Genomic DNA, 25712 nt, shown 5'->3' with positions numbered 1-25712 from the left:
TATCATGCGCGCATGACCAAACCAAGCCATTACCACCCGTGAAGCCCGTGCTCGACCCGCTCGATGTCGAGTTCAGCGCCATCCGCGCCCAGGGCCCGGGCGGCCAGAACGTCAACAAGGTGTCCTGCGCCGTGCACGCGCGCTTCGACATCAAGGCGTCTTCCCTGCCCGAGGCCGTGAAAACCCGCCTGCTGGCGCTGCACGACAGCCGCCTGTCGCAGGACGGCGTGCTGGTGCTGAAGGCCCAGCAGTCGCGCAGCCTGGAACAGAACAAGGAAGACGCGCTGCGCCGCCTGCAGGCGCTGGTCGACGCCGCCGCCCAGGTGCCGCTCGTGCGGCGCCCGACCCGGCCCACGCGCGGCTCGCAGTTGCGCCGCCTCGACGGCAAGACGCGCAGCAGCCAGGTGAAGGCGCTGCGCCGCAAGATTACCGACTAAAAGGAACCCATGCTCAAGCTGATCCAGGAACTGATGCGGCTCTACCTGCCGCAAGGCGTCGTCACCGAGGAAGCGCTGCAAGCCCACATCCTCGGCCAGCAGACCCTGCCGCCCGACATCACCACCGTCGACGGCCTGACCCGCACCATCGCGATTCCCTTCCACCGGATTCCGAAAGCCGCCGAAGGCCGCCACTGGGCCTTGCTGTGCGAGGTCGCCAACGCCCTGCAGGACGAGCTCGACTTGCCGGCCCCGGCCGTGAGTATCGCCAGCCAGGAAGGCTTTTGCCTGTGGCTGTCGCTGGCCACCCCGCTGCCTTCGCTGGAAGCCGGCCAGTTCGTCGAACTGCTGCGCCAGGTCTATTTCCCGGAAACCGAGCCGGTGCTGGGCGCGCCGATCGAACTGCCGCCCTGCCTGAACCGCGACACCGGGCGCTGGACCGCCTTCATCAACCCCGGCATGGGCGCGTCCTTCATCGGCGAGCCGGGGCTGGAGATCGCGCCGCCGCAAGCGGCCCAGGCCGCCTTCCTGGAAGGGCTGGAAAGCATCGACGCCGCGCGCTTCGACGCCGCCCTGGTGCGCCTGCGGTCGCGCAGCGCCAGCGCCGCGGGCTCGGTGGGCTCGGCGGCGCATGCCGCGGCCATCCCGGTGGCGCCAGGCAGCGCCACGCCCGATGGTTTGTTGCTGAAGGACGCGACCCTGGAAGACATCGTGCGCCACCTGCATGCGCTGCACATCGAGCCGACCTTCCGCCATTTGTTGCCCGGCAGGCGCTAAGGCCTGGCAAGGGCCACACTTGCCAGATCGGCAACAAGTCCGTACACTGGACCGACACAGCCGTCGCCCGTATCGGGCCGACGGTCCCGGGCCATGGACAGCGAACATGCACAATCAAACAGAAAACATCCCGTCGTTCTCCTGGCCGCTCATTGCCTGCTGGCTGATCGGGCTCTACCTGATCCTGGGCTCGGCCTATACCGCGTGGACACTGCACTCAAACTGGTCCACGCTTACCGACATGGGCGTGATCGAGACGATGGGCGGCCCGGCGCTCATGGCCTTGCCATGGCTGCTGAGGCTGGCAACCAGCATCTGTTTCCTGATCCGCTCGACATGGCTGCTGCTTGCCATGCCCCTCTGGATAGGCGCCTTTGCCTGGCAGATCGTTCGCATGAATACCTGGGACACCCTGCCTTCCGACTTTTTCCTCGCGCTAGGGATACAAGGTTGCATGGCCTGCTTTGCGATCTGGCTCCATGCCGGCGCTCACCTGAAACGCTGACCGGGGGTTAGTGAAAAAAGCGCGCGGAAGGACGCGCTGGCGCCAGTCAGCCGCTGATCCGCCTCCCGGCCACCGACGCCAGCGCCTTGCCCAGCCGGGCGCTCTGCGCCGCCGTGCTCGCCGCCAGGAAACCGCGCGCATACGCCGCCTGGCGCGCCACCTGGGCGTTGCTGCCCTTCAGCTCGTCCAGCAGGCGGTCGGCGACGGCGTAGTCGTTCAGCACGCCGAGCTTGTCCTGCAGCTTCGACAGCCGCCCGGCATAGGGTTTCACGCGCCTGGCCGGCAACAGGTCCTGGAAGCACTCGGCGGCGTAGCGCGCCTTCTTGGCGGCGATACGGGTGCGGTGGCGCGCTTCGGCGTCCGCCGGGTCCAAACCGGCAATGCGCTTGTCGAGGCGTTTCTCTGCCTTGCGCAGCAGCGGCCGCATGGCGCGCCCGGCCGGCGCGGCCAGCGGCGAGTCTTTCGGCAGGCCGTCGCCCGCGCGCCATGCCCGGCCGTGCAGCCAGCCGCCCACCTGCAGCAGCACCTGCGTAAAGTGCGGCGCACGCAGCGTTTGCGCCAGCTGGCGGTGGTGGGCTTCGGCCTTGGTTTCGGCGGCCTGGCGCAGGCTTGCCGGGTCGAGTCCGGCAATGCGTTCCAGCGTCGAACCGGCCAATACATCCCAGTCGCGGGCGGCGCCGAGTTCTCCCGAGAGCCAGTCCAGGCCTTCGCGCACGGCGGCGGGCGCCTGCACCAGTTTCTCGAACATCGCGACCAGGGCGCGCAGGCGGCGCAGGCCCACGCGCATCTGGTGCAGGCTCTCGACGTCGCGCTCGAGCACGCCGGGTACGTTCGACTCCAGTTGCGCCAGGCAATTCGCGCCAATGGCAAGGAATGCCTGCTCCAGCGTCATCTTGCCGCGCAGGCGCACCGGCGCCGCTTTGTGGGCGCGCTGCACCTGGGCCTGCGCGGCGTCGAGCAGTGCATAGCCGCGCGCGGCCTTGCTGTCGAGCGCCAGTTGCAGCGGCACTGCATGGTGCAGGTCCAGCGCCAGCTGGAACAGCTGGGCCGGATCGCCCTCTTTCAGTTCGAGTTCGAGTTCCGCGACCGACGCCTGGCGATCTCCGGCGGCGATGCTGCCGGCGTCCAGTGCGCATGCGAGTTCCTGGCCCTCGGCGGACGCAATGCGCCAGGCGGTGCGGTGGGTGGTGTTCTGGAACAGCGGCGCCAGGTCGGCCGCGACTGCTGCGCTGCGCAGCAGTTCGGCCAGCGCAGACGGCTTCACCTGGCCCGCCAGCAGACCGGGCTGCGGATGGGCGTCGGGCAGTTCGCATTCCCATTCGCCGCGCCGGTGCAGGCTGCCGGAGGCCTCATGCGCCGTCTTGACGGTCTGGATCCAGCGCCCGCCGTCGGCGCGCACGCGCAGGCTCAAGCCGGCCTGCCAAAGCGCGCGTTCCGGTGTGTCGTAATAGGTGTCGACCAGATGGTGTTCGACGGGGTCGCCCAGTGCACGTCCTGCCAGCATGGGATGGCGCCGTAGGCGTTCCAGTTCGTCTGCGGGTACTTTCAGCTTGAGTTCAGTTTCCATGTGTCCTCCTTTGCCTTCAGTACAGCACAGGCGTCACGGATGAGGCGCACGGACGGTCACCGCGCCTTTACAACTATCGGTGGCGCAGTAATGCAGTGGTCATAATGACGCGTCACACTGGTGGCTCCAACCTGAACGGGGACCACTGTGAAAACCAGGAACGAGATACCAGATGAGCAAGGCGCGGGCAACCAGGAAGGCATTGGCGAAGGCGCTGCCGACAAGGCCACCGTGGCGGCAGCGCGCGCCATCCAGGCCGACGCCGGCACCACGAGCGCGGTCGAATACCTGAAAGCCCTGGATGTCGAAGCCAGCGTCATCGAAGACATCCTGGCGGACGAGATCGGATCGTCCAGCAATTGAGGCCGACCCGTGCGCGGCAAGAAAAAGCCCGCAGGCTGCGGGCTGATACAGTTGTCCGGCCAGATCAGGCCCGGGCCGGCCTGCGCCGCGCAGGGTGGGTCAGAGTCAGGGCCAGGACAGCCAGGCTGGCGCCGAACAAGGCCAGGCTGGCCGGCTCGGGTACCTCGTTCTCATCGACAATACGGCCGTCGACCACCCTGACACTGCCGAGCAGGATATTCCTGATACCGTCGGGATCGGCACCCTCGAACACGTTGCCCCAGTAAAGCGCGATGGTGCCCGTGCCCATGGTGTTCAGGTAATCGGTTCCACCCCAGGTCAGGGTCACGGCATTGCCTGTACCGCTGAGTCCAGTCAGGTCGTTATTGAAGCCGAGCCAGGAGTAGGTCGTCTGGCCGCCAAACCCGCCCGTGTTTCCGAACCACAAGCCGCCAGCACCGTCGAACGGGTCGGCGCTCAAGGTGTTGGACGCGTAGTCCATGGTACTGCCGGACCAGAGCGTGCCGGTGTACAGGATGTCGATCTCGTCCGGGAAGCGCGCCGGTGCGGTGCCGTCGGCCCCGGGCATCTCGCCGTCGAGCGTGAACGTAATCGAACTCGACGTGTAGTCGTTGACCGTGAATCGCACGGCCCATGCCGGTTGGATCGTCGCCGCGACAAGCGTCGCAGCCAGGAACGTCTTTGCAATCGACATATTTCCTCCCCTCCATTGGTGTCTGGACGAATACCCGTGCGGCCGGCCACAGGGCATCGGCTGCGCCAAAGGCGCAGCAAGGAACATGCCACGGACATAAGTCCTTGATTACGCTGCGCTTGCGCTGCTCGTCATGTGTGACGTGCAGGAGAGTGTCAATACCACCGACAAGGCAGCGACGTCGTCGCAGCCTGGTCCGCAAGCGATCCTCGCGCCGTTGCCGTTTACGCCGTCGGCAGCTTGTGCTCCCGGTACTGGTCGCGCAGGCGGTTCTTCTGGATCTTGCCGGTGGCGCCCATCGGCAGCGCTTCGGTGAACACGACGTCGTCCGGCAGCCACCATTTTGCCACCTTGCCCTCGAAGAAGCCCAGCAATTCCTCGCGCGATACTTCCTGGCCTGGCCGCTTGACCACCACCAGCAAGGGCCGCTCGTCCCATTTCGGGTGGGCCACGCCGATGCAGGCCGCCTGCAGCACGGCCGGGTGGGCCATGGCCACGTTTTCCAGGTCGATGCTGCCGATCCACTCGCCGCCGGATTTGATGACGTCCTTGCTGCGGTCGGTGATCTGCATGTAGCCGTCGCCGTCGATGGTGGCCACGTCGCCGGTCGGGAACCAGCCATCCTTCAGCACGTCGCCGCCTTCGTTGCGGAAGTAGCCCGACACGATCCACGGCCCCTTCACATACAGGTGGCCATAGGTCTCGCCATCCCAGGGCAGTTCCTCGCCATCGTCGCCGACGATCTTCATGTCGACCCCGAAGATGGCGTGACCCTGCTTCTGCAGGATCTTGCGCTGCTCGCCCTTCGGCAAATCCCGATGCTTGGCCTGCAGGCCCCCAGTGGTGCCGAGCGGCGACATTTCCGTCATGCCCCAGCCGTGGATCACGTGCACGTCGAGCTTGTCGATCAGGGTGTCCATCATCGCCGGCGGGCAGGCCGAACCGCCGATCACGGTGCGGCGGAAGGTGGAGAACTGCAGATTGTTCTGCAGCGCATGGTTGATCAGGCCCAGCCAGACCGTCGGCACGCCGGCCGAGAAGGTCACTTTTTCTGCTTCGAACAATTCGTACAGCGACTTGCCGTCCAGCGCCGCACCCGGGAACACCATCTTGGCGCCCGACAGCGGCACCGAGTATGGCAAGCCCCAGGCGTTCACGTGGAACATCGGCACCACCGGCACCACGGTGTCGAGGCAGGACACGTTCAGCGCGCCCGGCATGCTCGAAGCGTAGGCGTGCAGCAGGGTCGAGCGGTGCGAATACAGGACGCCCTTCGGGTTGCCGGTCGTGCCCGAGGTGTAGCACAGCGAGGCGGCCGAGTTTTCGTCGAACTGCGGCCACACGTAGTCGTCGCTGCTGGAGGCAATGATGTCCTCGTAGCACAGCAGGCTGGGAATCTTGGTCTCCTGCGGCATATGGGCGCGGTCGCTCATCAGGATGAAGGATTTCACGGTCTTGCAGTGCGGCGCCACCGCTTCGATCAGCGGCAGGAACGTCAGGTCGAAGAACAGGTACTGGTCTTCGGCGTGGTTGACGATGTAGGCGATCTGCTCGGGATGCAGGCGCGGGTTGATGGTGTGCAACACGGCGCCCGAGCCGGACACGGCATAGTAAAGCTCCATGTGGCGGTAGCCGTTCCAGGCCAGGGTGGCGACGCGGTCGCCCATCTGTACGCCGAGGCCGGTGAGCGCATGCGCCATGCGGCGGGCGCGTTGTTCGCAGTCGCGGTAGGTATAGCGGTGGATGTCGCCTTCGACGCGGCGCGATACGATTTCGTTGTTGCCGTAATGGCGAGCGGCGAACTCGATGATGCTCGATATAAGCAGGGGCTGGTCCATCATCTGGCCCATCAGCGGGCTCTTCGGGTACGGCGTCATCGATCGTCTCCTGTGGTCTGATTGTCAAGCTCGAACGAGTGTGATTCGGCTCGATGCAGCGCGTCAACATGTTTCGATGCTGCGGCGCAGCAGCCAGCAAGATATGCACCAATGTCGGGCAATGGCGAAGTGTTATCGGATGTAAGCGCGCTTGCGGAAGCGGTGCGCGCGAATAGAATCTGTCCGGTACGGTAGAATTCCGCTGAATCTTGATCGCACCGTCGATAACACCTTGTAAGGGAACTGCCATTACACCCAACGATCTCTCCTTCGGCAACGGCTTTGCCGCCCTGCCCCCGGCGTTCTACACGCGGCTGATGCCGACGCCCATGCCGGCACCGTATTTCGTCGCGGCCAGTTCGCGCGCAGCCGCGCTGGTCGGTCTCGACCCGGCGACCCTGGCGCAGGAAGATTTCGTGGCCGCCTTGACTGGCAACGCGGTGCCGGAGGGCGCCCAGCCGCTCTCGGCCGTGTATTCCGGCCACCAGTTCGGCGTCTGGGCCGGCCAGCTGGGCGATGGCCGAGCCATCCTGCTCGGCGACGTGCCGGGGCCGGAAGGACGCATGGAACTGCAGCTGAAAGGCGCCGGCAAGACGCCGTATTCGCGCATGGGCGATGGCCGCGCCGTGCTGCGCTCCTCGATCCGCGAGTTCCTGTGCTCGGAAGCCATGGCTGCGCTCGGCATCCCGACCACGCGCGCCCTGGCCGTTACCGGCTCGAACCAGCGCGTGATGCGCGAGTCGCTGGAAACGGCGGCCGTGGTCACGCGCATGGCGCCGAGTTTCGTGCGCTTCGGTTCCTTCGAACACTGGCACTACCGCGACAAGCCGGAAGAATTGCGCACCCTGGCCGATTACGTGATCGATACCTTCTATGCCGACTTGCGTGGCGCTGCGAATCCCTACGCTGCCCTGCTGGCCGAAGTCACGCGCCGTACCGCGCGCATGATCGCGGGTTGGCAGGCGGTCGGCTTCATGCATGGCGTAATGAACACCGACAACATGTCGATCCTCGGCCTGACGCTGGACTATGGTCCCTTCGGCTTCATGGAAGCCTTCGACGTCAACCACATCTGCAACCACACCGACCAGGGCGGACGCTATTCGTATGCGAACCAGGTCGCGATCGGCCACTGGAACTGCTACGCGCTGGGGAATGCCTTGCTGCCGCTGATCGAGACCGTGGAAGCGGCCCAGGAAGCGCTGGACGTCTACATGCCGGAATTCGAACGCCACCTGGACCTGCTGCTGCACGCCAAGTTCGGCCTGGCGGAGACGCGCGAGGGCGACCGCGCCCTGATCGACGGCCTGTTTACCATCATGCAGGCCAGCCACGTCGACTTCACCCTGCTGTTCCGGCGCCTGGCCGACCTGAAAGTCGACGAGCCCGGCAGCGAGGAAACGATACGCGACCTGTTCATCGACCGCGCCGCCTTCGACGACTGGGCCCTGCGCTACCGCGAGCGCCTGCGCGCCGAAGGCAGCCAGGATGCCACGCGCCGCGCCGCCATGAACCGCGTCAACCCTAAGTACATCCTGCGAAACTATCTGGCCCAGGGGGCGATCGAACGGGCACAGAACGGCGACTTCAGCGAAGTGAGCAAACTGCTGGCCATCCTCGAGCAGCCCTACGACGAGCAGCCCGAGCACGATGCCTATGCGGCGCTGCCGCCCGACTGGGCCGCGCATCTCGAAGTCAGCTGTTCCTCGTGATTTCCTTGTTTTACACGCTGATCCTGCCGCATGCTTATACTGCCGAGTGTTTATACTGCATGCCTACACTGCGTCCTGTGCGCAGGCTTTGAAAAGAAAGACCGACATGACCGATAAAGTGACCAAGACCGACGCCGAATGGCGTACCCAGCTCGACCCGATCGAATACCAGGTGACGCGCCACGCCGCCACCGAGCGTGCCTTCACCGGCAAATTCTGGGACCACCACGAGCACGGCATCTATACCTGCGTCTGCTGCAACACCCCGCTGTTCGAGTCCGACGCCAAGTTCGAGTCCGGCTGCGGCTGGCCCAGCTATTTCAAGGCGCTCGACCCGGACAACGTGATCGAGAAGGTCGACCGCACCCACGGCATGGTGCGCACCGAGATCATCTGCGCCGTGTGCGACGCCCACCTCGGCCACGTGTTCCCGGACGGCCCGCCGCCGACCGGCCTGCGCTACTGCATCAACTCGGCCTCGCTCAGCTTCAAGCCGCTGTAAGCCCGGCCCTGCGCCTTCATACAAAGCATTACCCCAAGCTTTACCTGGAGCCCCATGAAATTCTTGTTCGACTTCTTTCCGCTGATATTGTTCTTCGCGGTTTATAAATACGGCACCGGCAACGAGGCGGCTGCAGTCGCCCTCGCCGAGACCTACCTCGGCGGCCTGGTCTCGGGCGGCAAGATCATCGCCAGCCAGGCGCCGATCATGCTCGCCACCGTGGTCGGCATCATCGCCACCGTGCTCCAGGTGGGCTATTTGCTGATTCGCCGGCGCAAGGTCGACACCATGCTCTGGGTGTCCTTCTTCGTGATCGTGGTGTTCGGCGGCGCCACCATCTATTTCCACGACGAGACCTTCATCAAGTGGAAGCCGACCATGCTGTACTGGATCTTCGCGGCGGCCCTGTTCGTCAGCCAGGTCTTCCTGAAGAACAATTTGATGCGCAAGGTGATGCACGAAGCGCTGCCGCTGCCGGAAGCCATCTGGCCGCGCGTTGGCTTCCAGTGGATGGGTTTCCTGTTCTTCCTGGGCGCCCTGAACCTGGTGATGGCCTTCATGGTCTTCAAGAACGACACCAACGCCTGGGTGAACTTCAAGGTCTTCGGCATGACCGCGATTTTCTTCCTGTTCTCGGTCGGCCAGGCCATGATGCTGGTAAAACACGTTCCACAGGAGGAAGCATGAGTCTCGATAACCGCGTCGACACCCGGGTGGAGCGCATCGAAGCGCACCTGACCGAAGCCCTGAACCCGCTCGACCTCGCCGTCGGCGACGATTCGCACCTGCATGCAGGACACGCCGGCGCCGCCTCGGGCGGTGGTCATTACAGCGTGCGCATCGTCTCCGAACGCTTCGAGGGACTAAGACTCGTCATGCGCCATCGACTGGTGTATGATGCCGTGCACGATATGATGAAAGCCGAGATCCACGCCCTGGCAATCACTGCCCTGGCGCCCTCCGAGCTGTAGTCGGAAAGCATGCTGGACACGGACTGAGGCCAAGTTCAGCATAGCTTAAGAAATCTCTCGCACAATTGAATTGCTCTGCAAAAGAATTAATCAGAACTCCGTCCAAGCAACTCCCCTCCCACAGGAACACCATAATGACTTTTAAGCCAGCGCAACTGCTGTTAGCCCTGATCGCCGTTATCGCAGCACCCGCATTCGCCCAGAACCTCGCCGTCGTCAACGGCAAGCCCATCCCGACCTCGCGCGTGGACGCGATCGTGAAGCAAGTCGTGGCCCAGGGCCAGGGCGAAGATTCGCCGCAAACGCGCGACATGATCAAGAAGCAGCTGATCGAACGCGAAGTACTGATGCAGGAAGCGATCAAGCAAGGCTACGACAAGAAGCCGGAAGTCAAGCTGGCCCTCGACAATGCCCGCCAGGCCATCGTCGTCAGCCAGCTGGCGCGCGACTACATCGCCAAGAACCCGGTGACCGACGCCGAGATCAAGGCCGAGTACGACCGCTTCGCCAAGACCCAGGCCGCGGAAAAGGAATACCACGTGCGCCACATCCTGCTGGCCACCGAAGACGAAGCGAAAGCCGTCATCGCCAAGATCAAGGGCGGCGCCAAGTTCGAAGAGCTGGCAAAGCAAAGCAAGGACACCGGTTCGGCCAACAACGGCGGCGACCTCGACTGGGCTAGCCCGGCCGCCTTCCCGCCGGAATTCGCAGCCGGCTTCACCAAGCTGCAAAAAGGCGGCGTGACCGAAACCCCGGTGAAAACGGGCGCCGGTTTCCACGTGATCAAGGTCGACGACACCCGCGCCGTGAAAGTTCCGGCAATGGAAGAAATCAAGTCGCAGATCGCCGAAAGCCTGACCCAGACCAAACTCGCCTCCTATCAGGAGGAAATGGTCAAGAAGGCAAAGGTACAGTAAGATGTTGTGCCTCCGGCGCGCCGCTCTTTGGGTAACGCGCCGGGTTTCGTCGCCAGCGGGCGACTTTATCGCGTTTTTATAGGATCCGAACAATGATTTTGAAGCCCACCCGCCTGTTGCTCGCCATGACCGCTCTGATCGCCGCGCCTGTGTTCGCACAGAACGCCGCCACCGTGAATGGCAAGCCGATCCCGGCGGCAAAGGTTGACCAGGCGGTCAAGCAGATCGTCGCCCAAGGCCGTGCCACGGATTCGCCGCAGCTGCGCGACATGGTCAAGAAGGAACTGATCGGCCGTGAAGTCCTGATCCAGGAAGCCGACAAGCAAGGCGTCGGCGGCCGTGCCGACGTCAAGGCAGCGGTCGACAATGCCCGCCAGAGCATCATCATCAACGCGATGCTGGCCGACTACGTCAAGAAAAACCCGGTCAAGGACGCCGAGATCAAGGCCGAGTACGACAAGGCCAAGGCCCAGGCGCCGGAGAAGGAATACCACGCCCGCCACATCCTGGTCGAGAAGGAAGAAGACGCCAAGGCCATCATCACCAAGCTCAAAGGCGGCGCCAAGTTCGAAGAACTGGCCAAGCAGAGCAAGGACGGCACCGCCCAGAACGGCGGCGACCTGGGCTGGGCCGACCCGCGCGGCTTCGTTCCCGAGTTCTCGAAAGCCATGACCTCGCTGCAAAAAGGCGCGATCACCGACACCCCGGTGAAGACCCAGTTCGGCTTCCACATCATCAAGCTGGAAGACGTGCGTCCGGTGCAGGTCCCGCCGCTGGACCAGGTCAAGCAACAGGTTGCAGAATCGCTGCAGCAGAAGAAGCTGGCCGAGTTCCGCGAGTCGCTGCTGAAGAAGGCCAAGGTGCAGTAATCCTGGCTGGCTGAGATCATCGGCTGAAACAAGAAAAGGCGCTTCCACGGAAGCGCCTTTTTTGTAGGGTGGGTTCTCGAACCCACCGGACGGCGACGCATGCATGCGCGACGTTTTGCCGATGATCGACCGATGAAACCGGTGGGTTCGAGAACCCACCCTACATCACCCGCCACATTCGTGTCCAAACAAAAACGCCTCCCGAAGGAGGCGTTCTCATGTCTGCGTTCTACGCCAAGCGCCGATCAACCCACCCACTTGCGCGCATTGCGGAACATGCGCATCCACGGGCCATCCTCGCCGTAGCTCTCCGGCGCCCACGAATGCACCACGGTGCGGAACACGCGCTCGGCGTGCGGCATCATGGCCGTGAAGCGGCCGTCCGGGGTGGTTACCGCCGTCAGGCCGCCCGGCGAGCCGTTCGGGTTGAACGGATACTGCTCGGTGGCCTGGCCGCGGTTGTCGACGTAGCGCAGCGACTGCACCACCTGCGAGATATCGCCGGTCAGCGAGAAGTCGGCAAAGCCTTCGCCGTGGGCGATCGCCAGCGGCGCCTGCGTGCCGGCCATGCCCTGGAAGAAGATCGACGGCGACTCCAGCACTTCGACCATGCCGAAGCGTGCCTCGAACTGCTCCGATTTATTCCGCGTGAACTTCGGCCAGGCCTGCGCGCCGGGGATGATCGGCTTCAGGTTGGCCAGCATCTGGCAACCGTTGCACACGCCCAGGCCGAAGGTATCCTGGCGCGCGAAGAAGCGTGCGAACTGCTCGGCCAACTGTTCGTTGAAGAGGATGGTCTTGGCCCAGCCCTCGCCCGCGCCCAGCACGTCGCCGTAGGAGAAGCCGCCCACTGCGATCACGCCCTTGAAGTCGTCGAGCTTGACGCGGCCGGCGATCAAATCGCTCATGTGTACGTCGACCGCATTGAAGCCGGCCTGGTACATGGCAAACGCGGTCTCGATGTGCGAGTTCACGCCCTGCTCGCGCAGGATGGCCACGCGCGGACGCACGCCCGTTGCGATGAACGGCGCCGCCACGTTCTCGTTCATGTCGAAAGCGATCTTCGGCGTGAAGCCCGGATCGGTTTCGTCCAGCAGGCGCTCGTATTCCTGGTCGGCGCAGTCCGGGTTGTCGCGCAGGCGCGCGAGGCGCCAGCTGGTATCGGACCACAGGCGGTGCAGGCTGCTGCGCTTCTCGTGGTAGATCACCTTGGCGTCGCGCGTGAACTCGACCACGCCGCGGTCATTCACTTTGCCGATGATGTGGCTGCAGGCGCCGAGGTTCAGTTCGCGCAGCACGTTCATGACCGCGCTCTTGTCATCGTGACGCACCTGCACCACGGCGCCCAGCTCTTCCGAGAACAGCGCGCGCAACGTCATTTCGTTGCGGCGCTCGCCCACTTGCGTGGCCCAGTTCTTGGCGTCGCCCCAGTCGGAGGCGTGCTCGCCTTCCATGGTGAGAATGTCGAGATTCACCGACACGCCGGCGCGGCCGGCAAAGGCCATCTCGCACAGGGTGGCGAACAAGCCGCCGTCGGAACGGTCGTGGTAGGCGAGCAGCTTGCCGTCCGCGTTCAGGCGCTGGACCGCGGCAAAGAAGGCCTTCAGGTCTTCTGGCGAATCGACGTCCGGCACCGCGTCGCCCAGCTGCTGGGTAACTTGGGCCAGTGCGGAAGCGCCCATGCGATTCTTGCCGCGACCCAGGTCGATCAGGATCAGGGCGGTCTCGCCCAGGTCCGTGCGCAGTTGCGGCGTCAGCGTGCGGCGCACGTCCGGCACCGGCGCGAAGCTCGACACGATCAGCGACACCGGGGAAATCACCGACTTGGCTTCACCCTCGTCGTTCCAGGTGGTGCGCATCGACAGCGAATCCTTGCCGACCGGGATGCTGATGCCCAGCGCCGGGCACAGCTCCATGCCCACCGCTTTCACGGTATCGAACAGGGCCGCGTCCTGGCCCGGCTGGCCGCAGGCGGCCATCCAGTTGGCGGACAACTTGATGTCTTCGATCGAGCCGATCGGTGCGGCGGCGATATTCGTGATCGCTTCGCCCACGGCCATGCGGCCCGATGCGGCGGCGTCGATCACGGCCAGCGGCGTGCGCTCGCCCATCGCCATCGCCTCGCCCACGTAGCCCTCGTGGCTCATCACGGTGACGGCGCAGTCGGCCACCGGCACCTGCCACGGGCCGACCATCTGGTCGCGCGCAGTCATGGCGCCGACGCTGCGGTCGCCGATGGTGATCAGGAAGGATTTGTCGGCGACGGTCGGCAGCAGCAGCACGCGCTGCGCCGCTTCGACCAGGTCGATGCCGGTCAGGTCGACGGCCGGCAGCTTGCGCCCCACGTGCTCGACATTGCGCAGCATCTTCGGCGGTTTGCCGAGCAGGACTTCCATTGGCATGTCGACCGGGTTGTTGCCAGCCTCGTCATCGACCACGCGCAACTGGCGTTCCTCGGTGGCGACGCCGATCACGGCGAACGGCGCCCGTTCGCGTTCGCACAGCGATGCAAACCTGGCCAGGCTCTCCGGCGCAATCGCCAGCACATAGCGTTCCTGCGATTCGTTCGACCAGATCTCCTTCGGCGCCATGCCCGACTCCTCGAGCTGGATCTTGCGCAAATCAAAAGTCGCGCCGCGCCTGGCGTCGTTCACGATTTCCGGGAAGGCGTTCGACAGTCCGCCGGCGCCAACGTCGTGGATCGAGATGATCGGGTTGTCCGCGCCCAGCTGCCAGCAGCCGTTGATCACCTCCTGGGCACGGCGCTCCATCTCCGGGTTGCCGCGCTGGACCGAGTCGAAGTCGAGGTCGGCGGTGTTGGTGCCGGTGGCCATCGACGAGGCGGCCGAGCCGCCCATGCCGATGCGCATGCCGGGGCCGCCCAGCTGGATCAGCAGGCTGCCCGGCGGGATGTCGTTCTTGTGCGTATGCTGGTCCGAGATGTTGCCGATGCCGCCAGCGATCATGATCGGCTTGTGGTAGCCGTACACGCCGCCCGCCGCCTGCGCGTTCTGCTCGTAGGTGCGGAAGTAGCCGCCCAGGACCGGACGGCCGAATTCGTTGCTGAAGGCGGCGCCGCCGAGCGGGCCGTCGATCATGATCTGCAGCGGCGAAGCGATGCGGTCCGGCTTGCCGTAGACAGGTGCATCCGCTTTATCGCCGGCAGTGGTAACGTCGGCCGCATTCTCCCAGGCGCGCCGGGCATCCGGCAGGTTCAGGTTCGAGACCGTGAAGCCGGTCAGGCCCGCCTTCGGCTTGGCGCCGCGACCGGTGGCGCCCTCGTCGCGGATTTCGCCGCCGGCGCCGGTGGAGGCGCCCGGGAACGGCGAGATCGCGGTCGGGTGGTTGTGGGTTTCGACCTTCATCAGCGTGTGGGTCAGTTCGCTCAGGGTCGCGTACTCGCCATCTTCGCGCGGGAAGAAGCGCGTAACCGTCGTCCCTTCCATGATCGAGGAGTTGTCGCTGTAGGCGACAATCGTCCCCTTCGGCTGCAGCTGGTGCGTGTTCTTGATCATGCCGAACAGCGACTTGTCCTGCTTCACGCCGTCGATGATCCAGTCGGCGTTGAAGATCTTGTGGCGGCAGTGTTCCGAGTTCGCCTGGGCGAACATCATCAGTTCCACATCCGTTGGATTGCGCCGGGCCCTGGTGAAGGCCTCGTCCAGGTAGTCGATCTCGTCATCCGACATCGCCAGGCCAAGTTCGACGTTCGCGCGCACCAGGGCGTCGCGGCCCTGGCCCAGCACGTCGATCGATTCCAGGCCCTTGCCCGGCAGTTCGTCGAACAGGCGCACGGCATCGTCGGCGCTGCGCAGGACGCTCTCCGTCATGCGGTCGTGCAGCAGGTCTGCTACGGCGGCGATGGCGGCGGCGTCCAGCTTCTTCGGGGCGCCGATGCTGCTGCCGAGGATGCCGCTCTTGAGGACCACCTTGTACGCCACGCCGCGCTCGATGCGGTGCACGTGCGACATGCCGCAGTTGTGCGCGATGTCGGTTGCTTTCGAGGCCCAGGGCGAGATCGTGCCCAGGCGCGGAATCACGAAGAACTCTTCGACGGCGCCCTCGTACAGGGTCTCGGGCACAGGCTCGCCGTAGGTGAGCATGGCCGTCAAACGCTCGGTGTCCGCAGTGGACAGCGGTGCGCTGGCGTCGATGAAGTGGTAGAAGCGAGCCTGGACCGAGGCAATCGCGGGAGCGACTGCTTGCAGCTGGTTCAGGAGACGTTGGCTACGAAATACCGAAAGGGCGTTGGAACCCGGCAGAATCAACATGGCTGGAAGTCGGTTGATGCAGCGTGGCTGCGGGTGGAAGATAGCCCGCTATTATACAGGGTAGACCAGCCTCGCCGCGCCCCGTGGCAGACTGCCAGTTGCCGCGCCCTTCCCTTGCCGGTATTGTAGCGTTTGAAGCGTCCGCACCGGAGCAACGAAAGAGAACACATGCAAGACAACAGCAAGCTGTCGGTACTGGTCATCGACCCCAATCCTGGCATGCGCAGCAACCTGCAGAACATGCTCAATGCCGCCAGCATCAGCAAGGTCGAGTACGCGATCAATGCCGGCACCGCGATCCGCCAGCTGACGCGCCGCGCCTACGACATCATCCTCTGCGAATACGACCTCGGCGGCGCCAGCAGCGGCGGCGCCGGCGACGGCCAGGACGGCCAGCAACTGCTGGAAGACCTGCGCCACCACCGCCTGATCGCGCCGTGGGCGATCTTCATCATGCTGACCTCGGAAGCGGTGCACGGCAAGGTAGTCAGCGCGGCCGAACTTTCGCCCACCGACTACGTGCTGAAACCGTTTACCGCCGAAACCCTGGGCGCGCGCATCGCCCGTGCGCTGGAGCGGCGCGCCGTGTTCCAGCCGACCTGGCAGCTGGTGGCGCAGAACAACCTGCATGAAGCGATCCGCAGCGCCGCCGCGGCCGAGCTTCACCACACCCGCCACGCGCTCGACTTCGCACGCCTGCGCGCCGAGCTGCACGTGCAGCTCAAGGAGCACGGCGAGGCCGAGCAGATCTACCGCAAGGTGCTGGCCTTCAAGCCGCTGGGCTGGGCCGGCCTGGGCCTGGCGCGCGCGCAGTTCGCGCAGGGCCGCGTCGACGAAGCACGCGATACCCTGCAAATGCTGGTCGCGGCCCACCCGCAGCTGATGGGCGCCTACGATTTGCTGGCGCGCTGCAACGAGGCGGCCGGCGCCCACGCCCAGGCCCAGAAGATCCTGGAAGAAGCCGTGAATTTGTCGCCGCACCTGGTGCGGCGCCTGCGCAAACTCGGCGAAGTGGCGCTGGAAGCCGGCGACGCGGCGGCGGCGGAGCGCGCGCTCAAACAGGTGGTGAGCAAGGCGCGCTACTCGGAATTCCGCGACCCCGAAGACCACGTGAAACTGGTCAAGGCCCTGGTCAAACGCGGCGACCTGCCGCAGGCAACCGGCGTGGTGCGCGACCTGGAACGCTCGCTGCGCGCCAGCCCGGAGACCGACGCCTGCCTGGCGATCGCCAACGCGGCCGTGCACGACGCGGCCGGTAATCGCCCGGCGGCACTGAACGATCTGCACACGGCGGTGACGGCGGTGCGCGCCAGCAGCGGCCTGTCGCCGGCGCTGCGCCTGGGCCTGGTGCGTTCCTGCCTGGGGCACCGGCTCGATGGCCAGGCGCAGGAGGTGATGATGACGGTAGTGAACGATCCTGCCGCCGGCATGAGCACCGCCGGCGCGCTGCAGCTGTTCGCCGACGCCGGCCGCCGCGACCTGCTTGATGGCATGGGCCAGCAGCTCAAGGCGCAAGCCCAGATCCTGCTCGGCGTGGCCGACGAAAAGCGCAACATGGGCGACGTGCGCGGCGCGGTCCAGACTTTGCTCGAAGCGCTGCGCATGGCGCCGGGGAATCTGCAGGTGATGATCGCGGCGGCGGGCGGGGTGCTTCGCCAGATCAACGAGCTGGGGTGGGATCACCCGTTGGGGGAGCTGTGCTTTGCGCAGCTGGAGAATATCCGCGCGGTGGATGCCCAGCATCCGAGGCTGGGGCCATTGACGGACGAGTACATGGCGATGCGGCGGAAGTACGGTATTTCGTCGTAATGCGTCCGTTTGGCCCGCAGCGCCACCCGTACGGTGGGCACCCCGTGCCCACGCGGTTACGTGCTCTCGCACCGGACACGTGCAGCGAGGTGTCGCTCGTATCGCTGAACGGAGTCACACCGCAAAAGGATACGCACGTAACCGCGTGGGCACGGAGAGCCTGGCGCGGCCGGCCCACCCTACGGGATACGCCCACGGCCGCCTTACACGCTGCCGTACCCGCCCCCACCCGGCGTCTCGATCACGAACATGTCGCCCGCCGCCATCTCGACCTTGCCGATGTGCCCAACCTGCTCGACGCTGCCGTCGGCGCGCACCACGCTGTTGACGCCACGTGCCGCCTGCTCCCCGCCCCCCATGCCGAACGGCGCATACACCCGGTTGTTCGACAAAATCGCCACCGTCATCGGCTCCAGGAAGCGCACCTTCCTTACCCCGCCATTCCCGCCCGTCCACCGCCCCGCCCCGCCGGACCCGGCGCGGATCGCATAGCTCTCCAGCCGCACCGGGAAGCGGAATTCCAGGATCTCCGAATCGGTCAGGCGCGAGTTGGTCATGTTGGTCTGCACCACATCGGTCCCATCGAAATCCTCACCCGCCCCGCTGCCGCCGGAAATCGTTTCGTAGTACTGGTACTTCGCATTCCCGAAGGTGAAGTTGTTCATCGTCCCCTGCGAAGCCGCCATCACGCCCAGCGCGCCGTACAGCGCGTTTGTGATGCAGGTCGAGGTCTCGACGTTCCCCGACACCACCGAGGCCGGATAATGCGGATTGAGCATCGAGCCCGGCGGAATGATTACCTTCAGCGGTTTCAGGCAGCCGCCGTTCAGCGGTATCTCGTCCTCGACCAGGGTGCGGAACACATACAGCACCGCCGCCATGCACACCGCCGAGGGAGCATTGAAATTGTTGTCCAGCTGGGCCGAGGTGCCCGTGAAATCGATCTCGGCGCTGCGTGCTGCGCGGTCGACGCGGATCGCCACGTCGATGTGGGCGCCATTGTCCAGCTCCAGCGTGAACGCGCCATCCTTCAGCGCCCCGATCACGCGCCGCACGGCTTCCTCGGCATTGTCCTGCACGTGGCCCATGTAGGCGCGTACGACATCCAGGCCGAAATGGGCCACCATGCGGTGCAGCTCCTCGACGCCCTTCTGGTTCGCCGCCACCTGGGCGCGCAAATCGGCCATGTTCTGGTCCGGGTTGCGCGCCGGGTAGCGTGCGCCAGTCAGCAGCGCGCGCGCCTCGGCCTCGCGCAGCACGCCGTCAAACCCGTCGACCAGCTTGAAATTGTCGATCAGGACGCCCTCCTGCTCGATGTGGTGCGAGTCCGGCGGCATCGAACCCGGCGTGGTGCCGCCGATGTCCGCATGGTGGCCGCGCGAGCCGACGTAGAACAGGATGTCCTGGCCTGCTGCGTCGAACACCGGCGAGATCACCGTTACATCGGGCAAATGGGTGCCGCCGTTGTAGGGATCGTTCAGCACGTAGACGTCGCCGGCGCGCATGCGGCCAGCATTCTCTCGCATGACGGTCTTGATCGATTCTCCCATCGAACCCAGGTGTACCGGCATGTGCGGCGCGTTCGCCACCAGGTTGCCGTCGGCATCGAAGATCGCGCAGCTGAAGTCGAGGCGCTCCTTGATGTTCACCGAATAGGCCGTGTTCTGCAGGCGCAGGCCCATCTGCTCGGCGATCGACATGAACAAATTTGTTGAAGATCTCCAGCATCACCGGGTCGGCCGTGGTGCCGATCGCGCGCCGCTCGGGCAACGCTTCCACGCGCGTGAGCACGAGATGCTTGTAGAGCGTGACCTCGGCCTGCCAACCGGCTTCCACCACCGTGGTGGCGTTGTCCTCGGCGACGATGGCCGGGCCCTTGATGACATCGCCCGGCCCGATGTCGGCGCGGCGGTAGATGCCGGCATCGACCCATTCGCCGTTGCCGAACATGCGCACGCGTTCCGACGCGCGCAATGCATCCTGGCGCGGTGCGCTTTCTGCGATGGTCTCGGGCGGCGCCTCCGAGCGGCCCAATGCTTCCACCGACACCGCCTCCACCACCAGCGCGCGTGACGGCATCAGGAACGAGAAGCGCTTCTTGTAGGCTGCTTCGAACTGCGCCTGCATTGCCTCGACCGCGCCGAAGTCGACCACCAGCGCCGAATCCGTGCCTTCGTAGCGCAAGTGCACGCGCCGGATCACGTCGATGCGTTCGGCGCCCACGCCCTGCGCCAGCAGCTCGCCGCGTGCGGCTTCGGCCAGCGCATCCAGGCGCGCGTCCAGTGCCGTGTCGCTGGCCGCGCCCAGCTTTTCCTCGACCGCCTGCTCGCGCATCGCGCTCTGGTCGGCCAGGCCCATGCCATAGGCCGACAGCACGCCGGCCAGGCTGTGGATGAAGACCGTCTTCATGCCAAGCGCATCGGCCACCAGGCAGGCATGCTGGCCGCCGGCGCCGCCGAAGCTGGTCAGCGCGTATTCGGTCACGTCATGCCCGCGCTGCACCGAGATCTGCTTGATCGCATTCGCCATGTTCCCCACTGCGATCTGGATGAAGCCTTCGGCCACCTGCTCGGGCGTGCGCCGGTCGCCGGTGGCGGCGAAGATCTGCCCGGCCATGTCGGCAAAGCGCGCGCGCACGGCGTCGACATCGAGCGCTTCGTCGGCATTCGGCCCGAACAGCTTCGGGAAGTGCGCAGGCTGGATCTTGCCGAGCATGACGTTGCAGTCGGTGACCGCCAGCGGCCCGCCGCGCCGGTAGCTGGCCGGGCCGGGATTCGCGCCCGCGCTGTCGGGGCCGACGCGGTAGCGGCTGCCGTCGAAGTGCAGGATCGAGCCGCCGCCTGCCGCCACCGTGTGAATGCTCATCATCGGCGCGCGCATGCGCACGCCGGCCACCTGGGTCTCGAACACGCGTTCAAACTCGCCGGCGTAATGCGAAACGTCGGTCGAGGTGCCGCCCATGTCGAAGCCGATGATCTTCTCGAAGCCGGCCAGGCGGCTCGCGCGCACCATGCCGACGATGCCGCCGGCCGGCCCGGACAAGATGCTGTCCTTGCCCTGGAAGGCGCGCGCATCGGTCAGGCCGCCGTTCGATTGCATGAACTGCAGGTTCACGCCCGGCAGCTCGGAGGCCACCTGGTCGACGTAGCGGCGCAGGATCGGCGACAAATAGGCGTCGACCACGGTGGTGTCGCCGCGCGCGACCAGCTTCATCATCGGACTGGTTGCGTGCGAGGCGGAGACTTGCGTGAAGCCGATCTCGCGTGCGATGCGCGCCACCTCGGCTTCGTGCGCCGTGTAGCGGTAGCCGTGCATGAAGACGATCGCCAGTGCGCGCAGCCCCTGGTCATACGCAGCCTGCAGGCCGGCGCGCGCCGCCGCTTCGTCCAGCGGCTGCACGACTTCGCCGTGCGCGCCGATGCGTTCGTCGATCTCGACCACGTGCGAATACAGCAGCTCGGGCAGCACGATGTGGCGGTCGAACAGGCGCGGACGGTTCTGGTAGGCGATGCGCAGCGCGTCGCGGAAACCGCGCGTGATGGCCAGCGCGGTCGGCTCGCCCTTGCGCTCCAACAGCGCGTTGGTAGCGACCGTGGTGCCCATCTTCACCGCCTCGACCTGGGCGGCTGGCAGCGCCGCGCCGGCAGCGACGCCGAGCAGGTGGCGGATGCCGGCCACCGCCGCGTCGCGGTACTGTTCCGGATTCTCGGACAGGAGTTTGTGCGTCACCAGCTGCCCATCCGGGCGGCGCGCCACGATGTCGGTGAAGGTGCCGCCGCGGTCGATCCAGAACTGCCAATCCATGTGTGTCTCCATGCAGGTTGTCTTTTCCCTATTGTAGCCGCCGTCGCGCCAGGATCAGGCACAATGCGGGCAAGGACATTCAAGAGAAGATAAATGGATAACAAGCTTTACAGCGGCAAGCTTTACAGCGTCGCGCAGATCCGCGCGGTCGAAGAGGCGGCGATGCAGGAACTGGAAACCGGCACGCTGATGACGCGCGCAGGCCGCGCCGCCGCCGACCTGGCGCTGCAACTCGTGGGCGAAGCGAAAGCCCGCCCGGTGCTGGTCCTGGCCGGCCCCGGCAACAACGGCGGCGACGCCCTGGAGCTGGCCGCCAACCTGGGCGAGGACGGCCTCGACGTGGTGGTGCTCTACTTCGCCCCCACCGGCCAGCCCTCGCCGGAAGCCGCCCAGGCCCTGGCGCGCGCCCGCGCCAGCCGCGCCAACTTTGCCGACGTCGCCCCCGACACGCGCGATTGGTCGCTGGTGGTCGACGGCCTGTTCGGCATCGGCCTGGCGCGCAACCTGGTGGGCCGCTACCCGGAACTGGTCACCGCGCTGTCCGACGTGCGCTGCCCGGTGCTGGCGCTGGACGTGCCGAGCGGCCTGGATGCCGACACCGGCGTGCCGGTGGGCGAAGGCGGCGTCGCCGTACGCGCCACCCACACCATCACCTTCATCGGCGACAAGCCCGGCCTGCACACCGCCTGCGGGCGCGACCACGCAGGCCAGGTCGTGGTGGCCGACCTCGGCATCGCGCCTGCGCTGTACCCGCCGCCAGCAGCATTGGTTTCCGCGCCTGCCCTGTTCGCAGCGCAGCTGGCGCCGCGCCGCCAGAACACGCACAAGGGGAGCTTCGGCGACGTGGCGATCGTCGGCGGCGCGCACGGCATGTGTGGGGCCGCCGTGCTGGCCGGACGCGGCGCGCTGCACGCCGGCGCCGGACGCGTGTTCGTGGCCACGGTGGATGTCGGGCCGGGCTACGACAGCATGCAGCCGGAACTGATGTTCCGCACCACGCACGATTTCGATATCGATGGCCGCACCCTGGTGCTGGGGCCGGGCATGGGCGACGCGCTCGAGGCCATGCGCGTGCTCGGGCACGGGATCGACGCGGCCGCGCCGGTGGTGATCGATGCCGACGGCTTGAACCTGGTGTCCGCCAGCACCGACCTGCAGGCGCGCGTGGCCAGGCGCGTGGCGGCGACGGTGATCACGCCGCACCCGCTGGAAGCGGCGCGGCTGCTGGGGGTGTCCGCGGGCGAGGTGCAGGCCGACCGCCTGGGCTCGGCGCGCACGCTGGCGAAGCGCCTGCATGCGGTCGTGGTGCTGAAGGGATCGGGCACCGTGCTGGCGGCGCCGGATGGGGCGCTGGCGGTGAATCCGACCGGGAACCCGGGCTTGGCGACAGGCGGCACCGGCGACGTGCTGGCGGGCGTCGTGGGGGCGCTGCTGGCGCAGGGCTGGCCGGCGTGGGAAGCGGCCGTGGGTGCAGTGTGGATGCACGGCGCCGCGGCGGACCAGCTGGTGGCCGATGGCGTCGGGCCGATCGGCTTGACGGCCGGCGAGCTGCCGGCCGCGATCAGGAAGGTGTTGAACGGCCTGGTCACGCGCTAGGCGCTCGTGCGCCGCGGTCGTACCGTGGCATCCCCCACCATTACCGGAACGCCGGGCCGTTGTGGGTGGGCATTCGTAGTGCTGGCATTTAGCCAGCCCTACTGCCCACGCGGTCGTACCGTGGCATACCCACACGTTACCGGAACGCCGGGCCGTTGTAGGGTGGGCTCTCGAGCCCACGCGGTCGTACCGTGGCATACCCACACGTTACCCGGAATGCCGGCGGTCAGACCGCGTGGGCAGTAGGGCTGGCTAAATGCCAGCACTACGAATGCCCACCCTACAACGGCGCACCCACGCAGGGGTCGCGGGCGAAATCAAGCCAGGCGCCCCGCCGCAATGGTCAGAGTGCGCCCACAACGCGCCGCCATCGCCGGATCGTGCGTGACCAGCACCAGCGTCGACCCCCGCTCGCGGTTCAGTTCGAACATCAACCCGATCACCGCCTCCCCCGTCGCCGCATCCAGGCTGCCGGTCGGCTCGTCGGCAAACAGCAGCGGCGGTTCGGTGACGAACGCACGCGCCAGGGCCACGCGCTGCTGTTCCCCACCCGACAAATACTTCGGATAATGCTTCAGCCGGCTAGACAGCCCCACGCGCCCCAGCATCGCCTCCGCCTTGGCGCGCGCGTTGTCATCGCCGCGCAATTCCAGCGGCAGCATCACGTTCTCGACCGCATTCAAATGGGCCAGCAACTGGAACGACTGGAACACGAACCCCAGCTTGGCCTTGCGAAACGCCGCACGCCCATCCTCGTCCAGGGCAAAGATATCGGTGCCATCGAGCAGCACCTTGCCGTCGCTCGGCGTATCCAGGCCGGCCAGCAGGCCAAGCAGGGTCGACTTTCCTGAACCCGATGCGCCGACGAGCGCGAGCGTCTCGGCCGCTCCCACGGTAAAATCGATGCCATGCAGGATGGTGAGTTCGCCGCTGGCGTCCGCCACCCGCTTGGACAACCCGGTCACCTCGATGGCGGCCGGTCGCCCCGCTGCGGCGGATACGTCATTTTTGAAAGCCTCGGGATTATCACGCATGCTTGCTCGTCTCAAGAAATTGTCTGTCGGTTTGCTCATGCTGGCTGCATCAGCGAGCGCTTATTCTGCACCAAAAACCGTGCTGGTGGTGGGCGATAGCCTGTCGGCCGAATATGGCCTGACGCGCGGCGCGGGCTGGGTCGCCCTGCTCGAACAGAAACTGAAAGCCGAAAAGATCGACGCGCGCATCGTCAACGCCAGCATCAGCGGCGAGACCACCAGCGGCGGGCGGGCGCGCCTGCCGGCCCTGCTCACCGCCCACAAGCCGCAGATCGTGGTCATCGAACTGGGCGCCAACGACGGCCTGCGCGGCCTGCCGGTGGCCTCGGCCGAGGCCAACCTGCGCCAGATGGTCACGCTCTCGCAACAGCAGGATGCGAAGGTCATGCTGATCGGCATGCGCATGCCGCCAAACTATGGCCGCGCCTACACCGAACGCTTCTTCGGCATGTACGGCACCCTGTCGAAGGACTTGAAGGCGCCGCTGGTTCCCTTCATGCTGGAAGGCGTGGCCGACAAGCCGGCGCTGTTCCAGGCCGACCGCCTGCACCCGAACGCCCAGGCCCACCCCATCATCCTGAATACCATCTGGCCGACCTTCTCCAGCCTGATCCGACAACGATAACCGGAATCCGTTCCCCGACGATGAAATACCCTGCCGTACTGCCTTTCGCCGACATCCTGCCCGAACTCGACAGCTTCGATGCCATCATCGACGCCCGCAGCGAAGGCGAGTTCGCGCTCGACCACATTCCGGGCGCGATCAATTGCCCGGTGCTGAACAACGAAGAGCGTATCCGGGTCGGCACGCTGTACAAGCAGGTCGGCGCGTTCGAGGCGAAGAAGCTCGGCGCGCCGATCGTGGCGGCGAATATCGCGCGCCACATCGAGCAACTGTTCGCCGACAAGCCGCGCGAATGGAAGCCGCTGGTGTACTGCTGGCGCGGCGGCAACCGCAGCGGCTCGATGGCGCATATCCTGGCCAAGATCGGCTGGCCGGTGGTGCAGCTGGAAGGCGGCTACAAGGCTTACCGGGCCCAGGTGAGCACGGCGCTCGAGAATCCGCCGGAAGTGGACTTCCGCGTGATCTGCGGCACCACCGGCAGCGGCAAGAGCCGCCTGCTGGAAACCCTGGAGCGCGTCGGCGCCCAGGTGCTGGACCTGGAACGCCTGGCCGCCCACCGCGGCTCGGTCCTAGGCCACCTGCCGCACGAACCGCAACCGACCCAGAAAATGTTCGAAAGCCAGATCTGGAACAAACTACGTCACTTCGATCCGAACCAACCGGTGTTCGTCGAGTCTGAAAGTAAAAAGGTCGGCAACCTGCGTGTGCCCGACGCCGTGATGGCGCGCATGCGTGCCTCGCCCTGCATCGCGGTAGAATTGTCGCGCCCGAACCGGGTGCGGCTGCTGATGGAAGACTACGAACACTTTGCACAGGATGCCGATGCGCTGAACGGCCAGCTCGATCATCTCGTGCAACTGCATGGGCGAGCGAAGATCGATGCCTGGCATGCGCTGGCGACTGCCGGCGCCATGCCGGAGCTGGTCGATCAACTGCTGGTGGACCATTACGACCCAGCCTACCTGCGCTCGATCGACCGGAATTTCACGGAGTATGCAAGGGCGCAGGTGCTGGAGTTGCCGGATATTGCGCAGGAGGATTTCGTGCGTGCGGCGAGGAGCCTGCACGCGGCTTGATTTCAGCGTGCCGCTGACGGTGGCATGCAGCTGAAGCTGGTCCGCGGGAAACGATCACATACGGCGTCACGATGGCACGCGGCCTTGACCGTACGGTGGGCACTCCGTGCCCACGCGGTTACGTGCTGATCCGCTACTCCGCAGCGATGACTGTTCGCTCCGGGACGCCGACTCGAATGATGGGCTAACAATGCGCTTCTGGGACGTTTGCCATTACGCGGCCCTCGCTTCATCGTTATCGGCTAACACCGTGCATGCTTTCGCGTGGGCACGGAGTGCCCACCCTAATGTGATGGACTCCACCCT

At 65.9% G+C, this 25712-nt stretch carries 19 protein-coding genes and 1 pseudogene; 14 read left to right on the top strand and 6 right to left on the bottom strand.

Features of this window, described 5'->3' with window-relative positions:
- The first annotated feature begins 38 nt into the window (after positions 1-38).
- The 3 genes from arfB to QWL29_RS06570 all read left to right on the top strand — a co-directional run bounded on the left by arfB (position 39) and on the right by QWL29_RS06570 (position 1719).
- Positions 39-437 carry an alternative ribosome rescue aminoacyl-tRNA hydrolase ArfB gene (arfB, locus tag QWL29_RS06580; protein ID WP_305822086.1) on the top strand — a complete coding sequence of 133 codons (399 nt, stop codon included), beginning with the start codon at positions 39-41 and terminating at the stop codon, positions 435-437.
- Positions 438-446: 9 nt separating this feature from the next.
- Positions 447-1214: a hypothetical protein gene (locus QWL29_RS06575; RefSeq protein WP_305822085.1), complete on the top strand. Its 768-nt coding sequence runs from the start codon at positions 447-449 to the stop codon at positions 1212-1214.
- Positions 1215-1320: 106 nt separating this feature from the next.
- Entirely contained in the window at positions 1321-1719 is a 399-nt protein-coding gene (locus QWL29_RS06570; protein ID WP_305822084.1) for a hypothetical protein, read from the top strand.
- 46 nt (positions 1720-1765) lie between these two features.
- Here QWL29_RS06570 and QWL29_RS06565 read toward each other — a convergent pair whose 3' ends face one another.
- Positions 1766-3286 carry a CYTH and CHAD domain-containing protein gene (locus QWL29_RS06565; RefSeq protein ID WP_305822083.1) on the bottom strand — a complete coding sequence of 507 codons (1521 nt, stop codon included), beginning with the start codon at positions 3284-3286 and terminating at the stop codon, positions 1766-1768.
- Between the two features lie 147 nt (positions 3287-3433).
- On the opposite strand from QWL29_RS06565, the gene QWL29_RS06560 reads away from it, so the two are divergent.
- Positions 3434-3649 carry a hypothetical protein gene (locus QWL29_RS06560; RefSeq protein ID WP_305822082.1) on the top strand — a complete coding sequence of 72 codons (216 nt, stop codon included), beginning with the start codon at positions 3434-3436 and terminating at the stop codon, positions 3647-3649.
- A gap of 64 nt (positions 3650-3713) precedes the next feature.
- On the opposite strand, the gene QWL29_RS26750 is transcribed toward QWL29_RS06560, so the two are convergent.
- Together QWL29_RS26750 and QWL29_RS06550 are read right to left on the bottom strand one after the other, a co-directional pair.
- Positions 3714-4277: a PEP-CTERM sorting domain-containing protein gene (locus tag QWL29_RS26750; RefSeq protein WP_305822081.1), complete on the bottom strand. Its 564-nt coding sequence runs from the start codon at positions 4275-4277 to the stop codon at positions 3714-3716.
- Positions 4278-4567: 290 nt separating this feature from the next.
- The gene (locus QWL29_RS06550; RefSeq protein WP_305822080.1) at positions 4568-6220 is read right to left on the bottom strand and encodes a 3-(methylthio)propionyl-CoA ligase; all 1653 of its coding nucleotides are present in this window, start codon (positions 6218-6220) and stop codon (positions 4568-4570) included.
- 209 nt (positions 6221-6429) lie between these two features.
- On the opposite strand from QWL29_RS06550, the gene QWL29_RS06545 reads away from it, so the two are divergent.
- The 6 genes from QWL29_RS06545 to QWL29_RS06520 all read left to right on the top strand — a co-directional run bounded on the left by QWL29_RS06545 (position 6430) and on the right by QWL29_RS06520 (position 11191).
- The gene (locus QWL29_RS06545) at positions 6430-7932 is read left to right on the top strand and encodes a protein adenylyltransferase SelO (RefSeq protein WP_308635006.1); all 1503 of its coding nucleotides are present in this window, start codon (positions 6430-6432) and stop codon (positions 7930-7932) included.
- Positions 7933-8038: 106 nt separating this feature from the next.
- On the top strand, positions 8039-8434 hold the full coding sequence (msrB, locus tag QWL29_RS06540; RefSeq protein ID WP_305822079.1) for a peptide-methionine (R)-S-oxide reductase MsrB: 396 nt from the start codon (positions 8039-8041) through the stop codon (positions 8432-8434).
- A 54-nt stretch (positions 8435-8488) separates the two neighbouring features.
- Positions 8489-9121, top strand: coding sequence for a septation protein A (locus tag QWL29_RS06535; protein ID WP_305822078.1), 633 nt, complete (start codon positions 8489-8491; stop codon positions 9119-9121).
- Positions 9118-9405: a BolA family protein gene (locus tag QWL29_RS06530; protein WP_305822077.1), complete on the top strand. Its 288-nt coding sequence runs from the start codon at positions 9118-9120 to the stop codon at positions 9403-9405. Before QWL29_RS06535 ends, QWL29_RS06530 begins: the two co-directional genes overlap by 4 nt.
- Before the next feature lie 134 nt (positions 9406-9539).
- Complete coding sequence (locus QWL29_RS06525) at positions 9540-10322, top strand: peptidylprolyl isomerase (protein ID WP_305822076.1); 783 nt, start codon at positions 9540-9542, stop codon at positions 10320-10322.
- A gap of 92 nt (positions 10323-10414) precedes the next feature.
- The gene (locus tag QWL29_RS06520) at positions 10415-11191 is read left to right on the top strand and encodes a peptidylprolyl isomerase (RefSeq protein WP_305822075.1); all 777 of its coding nucleotides are present in this window, start codon (positions 10415-10417) and stop codon (positions 11189-11191) included.
- A 245-nt stretch (positions 11192-11436) separates the two neighbouring features.
- Here the strand turns inward: QWL29_RS06520 and purL are convergent, their stop codons facing one another.
- Positions 11437-15462, bottom strand: a complete 4026-nt coding sequence (gene purL, locus QWL29_RS06515; RefSeq protein ID WP_305822074.1) for a phosphoribosylformylglycinamidine synthase — start codon at positions 15460-15462, stop codon at positions 11437-11439.
- 168 nt (positions 15463-15630) lie between these two features.
- On the opposite strand from purL, the gene QWL29_RS06510 reads away from it, so the two are divergent.
- Positions 15631-17271, top strand: coding sequence for a tetratricopeptide repeat protein (locus QWL29_RS06510; protein ID WP_305822073.1), 1641 nt, complete (start codon positions 15631-15633; stop codon positions 17269-17271).
- 203 nt (positions 17272-17474) lie between these two features.
- Here QWL29_RS06510 and QWL29_RS06505 read toward each other — a convergent pair.
- Positions 17475-21075, bottom strand: a pseudogene (locus QWL29_RS06505) (hydantoinase B/oxoprolinase family protein).
- Between the two features lie 93 nt (positions 21076-21168).
- On the opposite strand from QWL29_RS06505, the gene QWL29_RS06500 reads away from it, so the two are divergent.
- Positions 21169-22671, top strand: a complete 1503-nt coding sequence (locus tag QWL29_RS06500; protein WP_305822072.1) for an NAD(P)H-hydrate dehydratase — start codon at positions 21169-21171, stop codon at positions 22669-22671.
- A 317-nt stretch (positions 22672-22988) separates the two neighbouring features.
- Here the strand turns inward: QWL29_RS06500 and QWL29_RS06495 are convergent, their stop codons facing one another.
- On the bottom strand, positions 22989-23705 hold the full coding sequence (locus tag QWL29_RS06495; protein WP_305822071.1) for an ABC transporter ATP-binding protein: 717 nt from the start codon (positions 23703-23705) through the stop codon (positions 22989-22991).
- Here QWL29_RS06495 and QWL29_RS06490 point away from each other — a divergent pair.
- A complete protein-coding gene (locus QWL29_RS06490) occupies positions 23704-24330 on the top strand; it encodes an arylesterase (protein ID WP_305822070.1) in 627 nt (208 codons plus the stop codon). The genes QWL29_RS06495 and QWL29_RS06490 overlap by 2 nt on opposite strands.
- A 20-nt stretch (positions 24331-24350) precedes the next feature.
- Positions 24351-25406 carry a tRNA 2-selenouridine(34) synthase MnmH gene (gene mnmH, locus QWL29_RS06485; protein WP_305822069.1) on the top strand — a complete coding sequence of 352 codons (1056 nt, stop codon included), beginning with the start codon at positions 24351-24353 and terminating at the stop codon, positions 25404-25406.
- Positions 25407-25712: the final 306 nt, after the last annotated feature.

This window comes from Massilia brevitalea (genome assembly GCF_030711405.1).
Classification (GTDB): Bacteria; Pseudomonadota; Gammaproteobacteria; order Burkholderiales; family Burkholderiaceae_D; genus Telluria; species Telluria brevitalea.
This window is presented reverse-complemented; position numbering and strand designations above follow the sequence as displayed.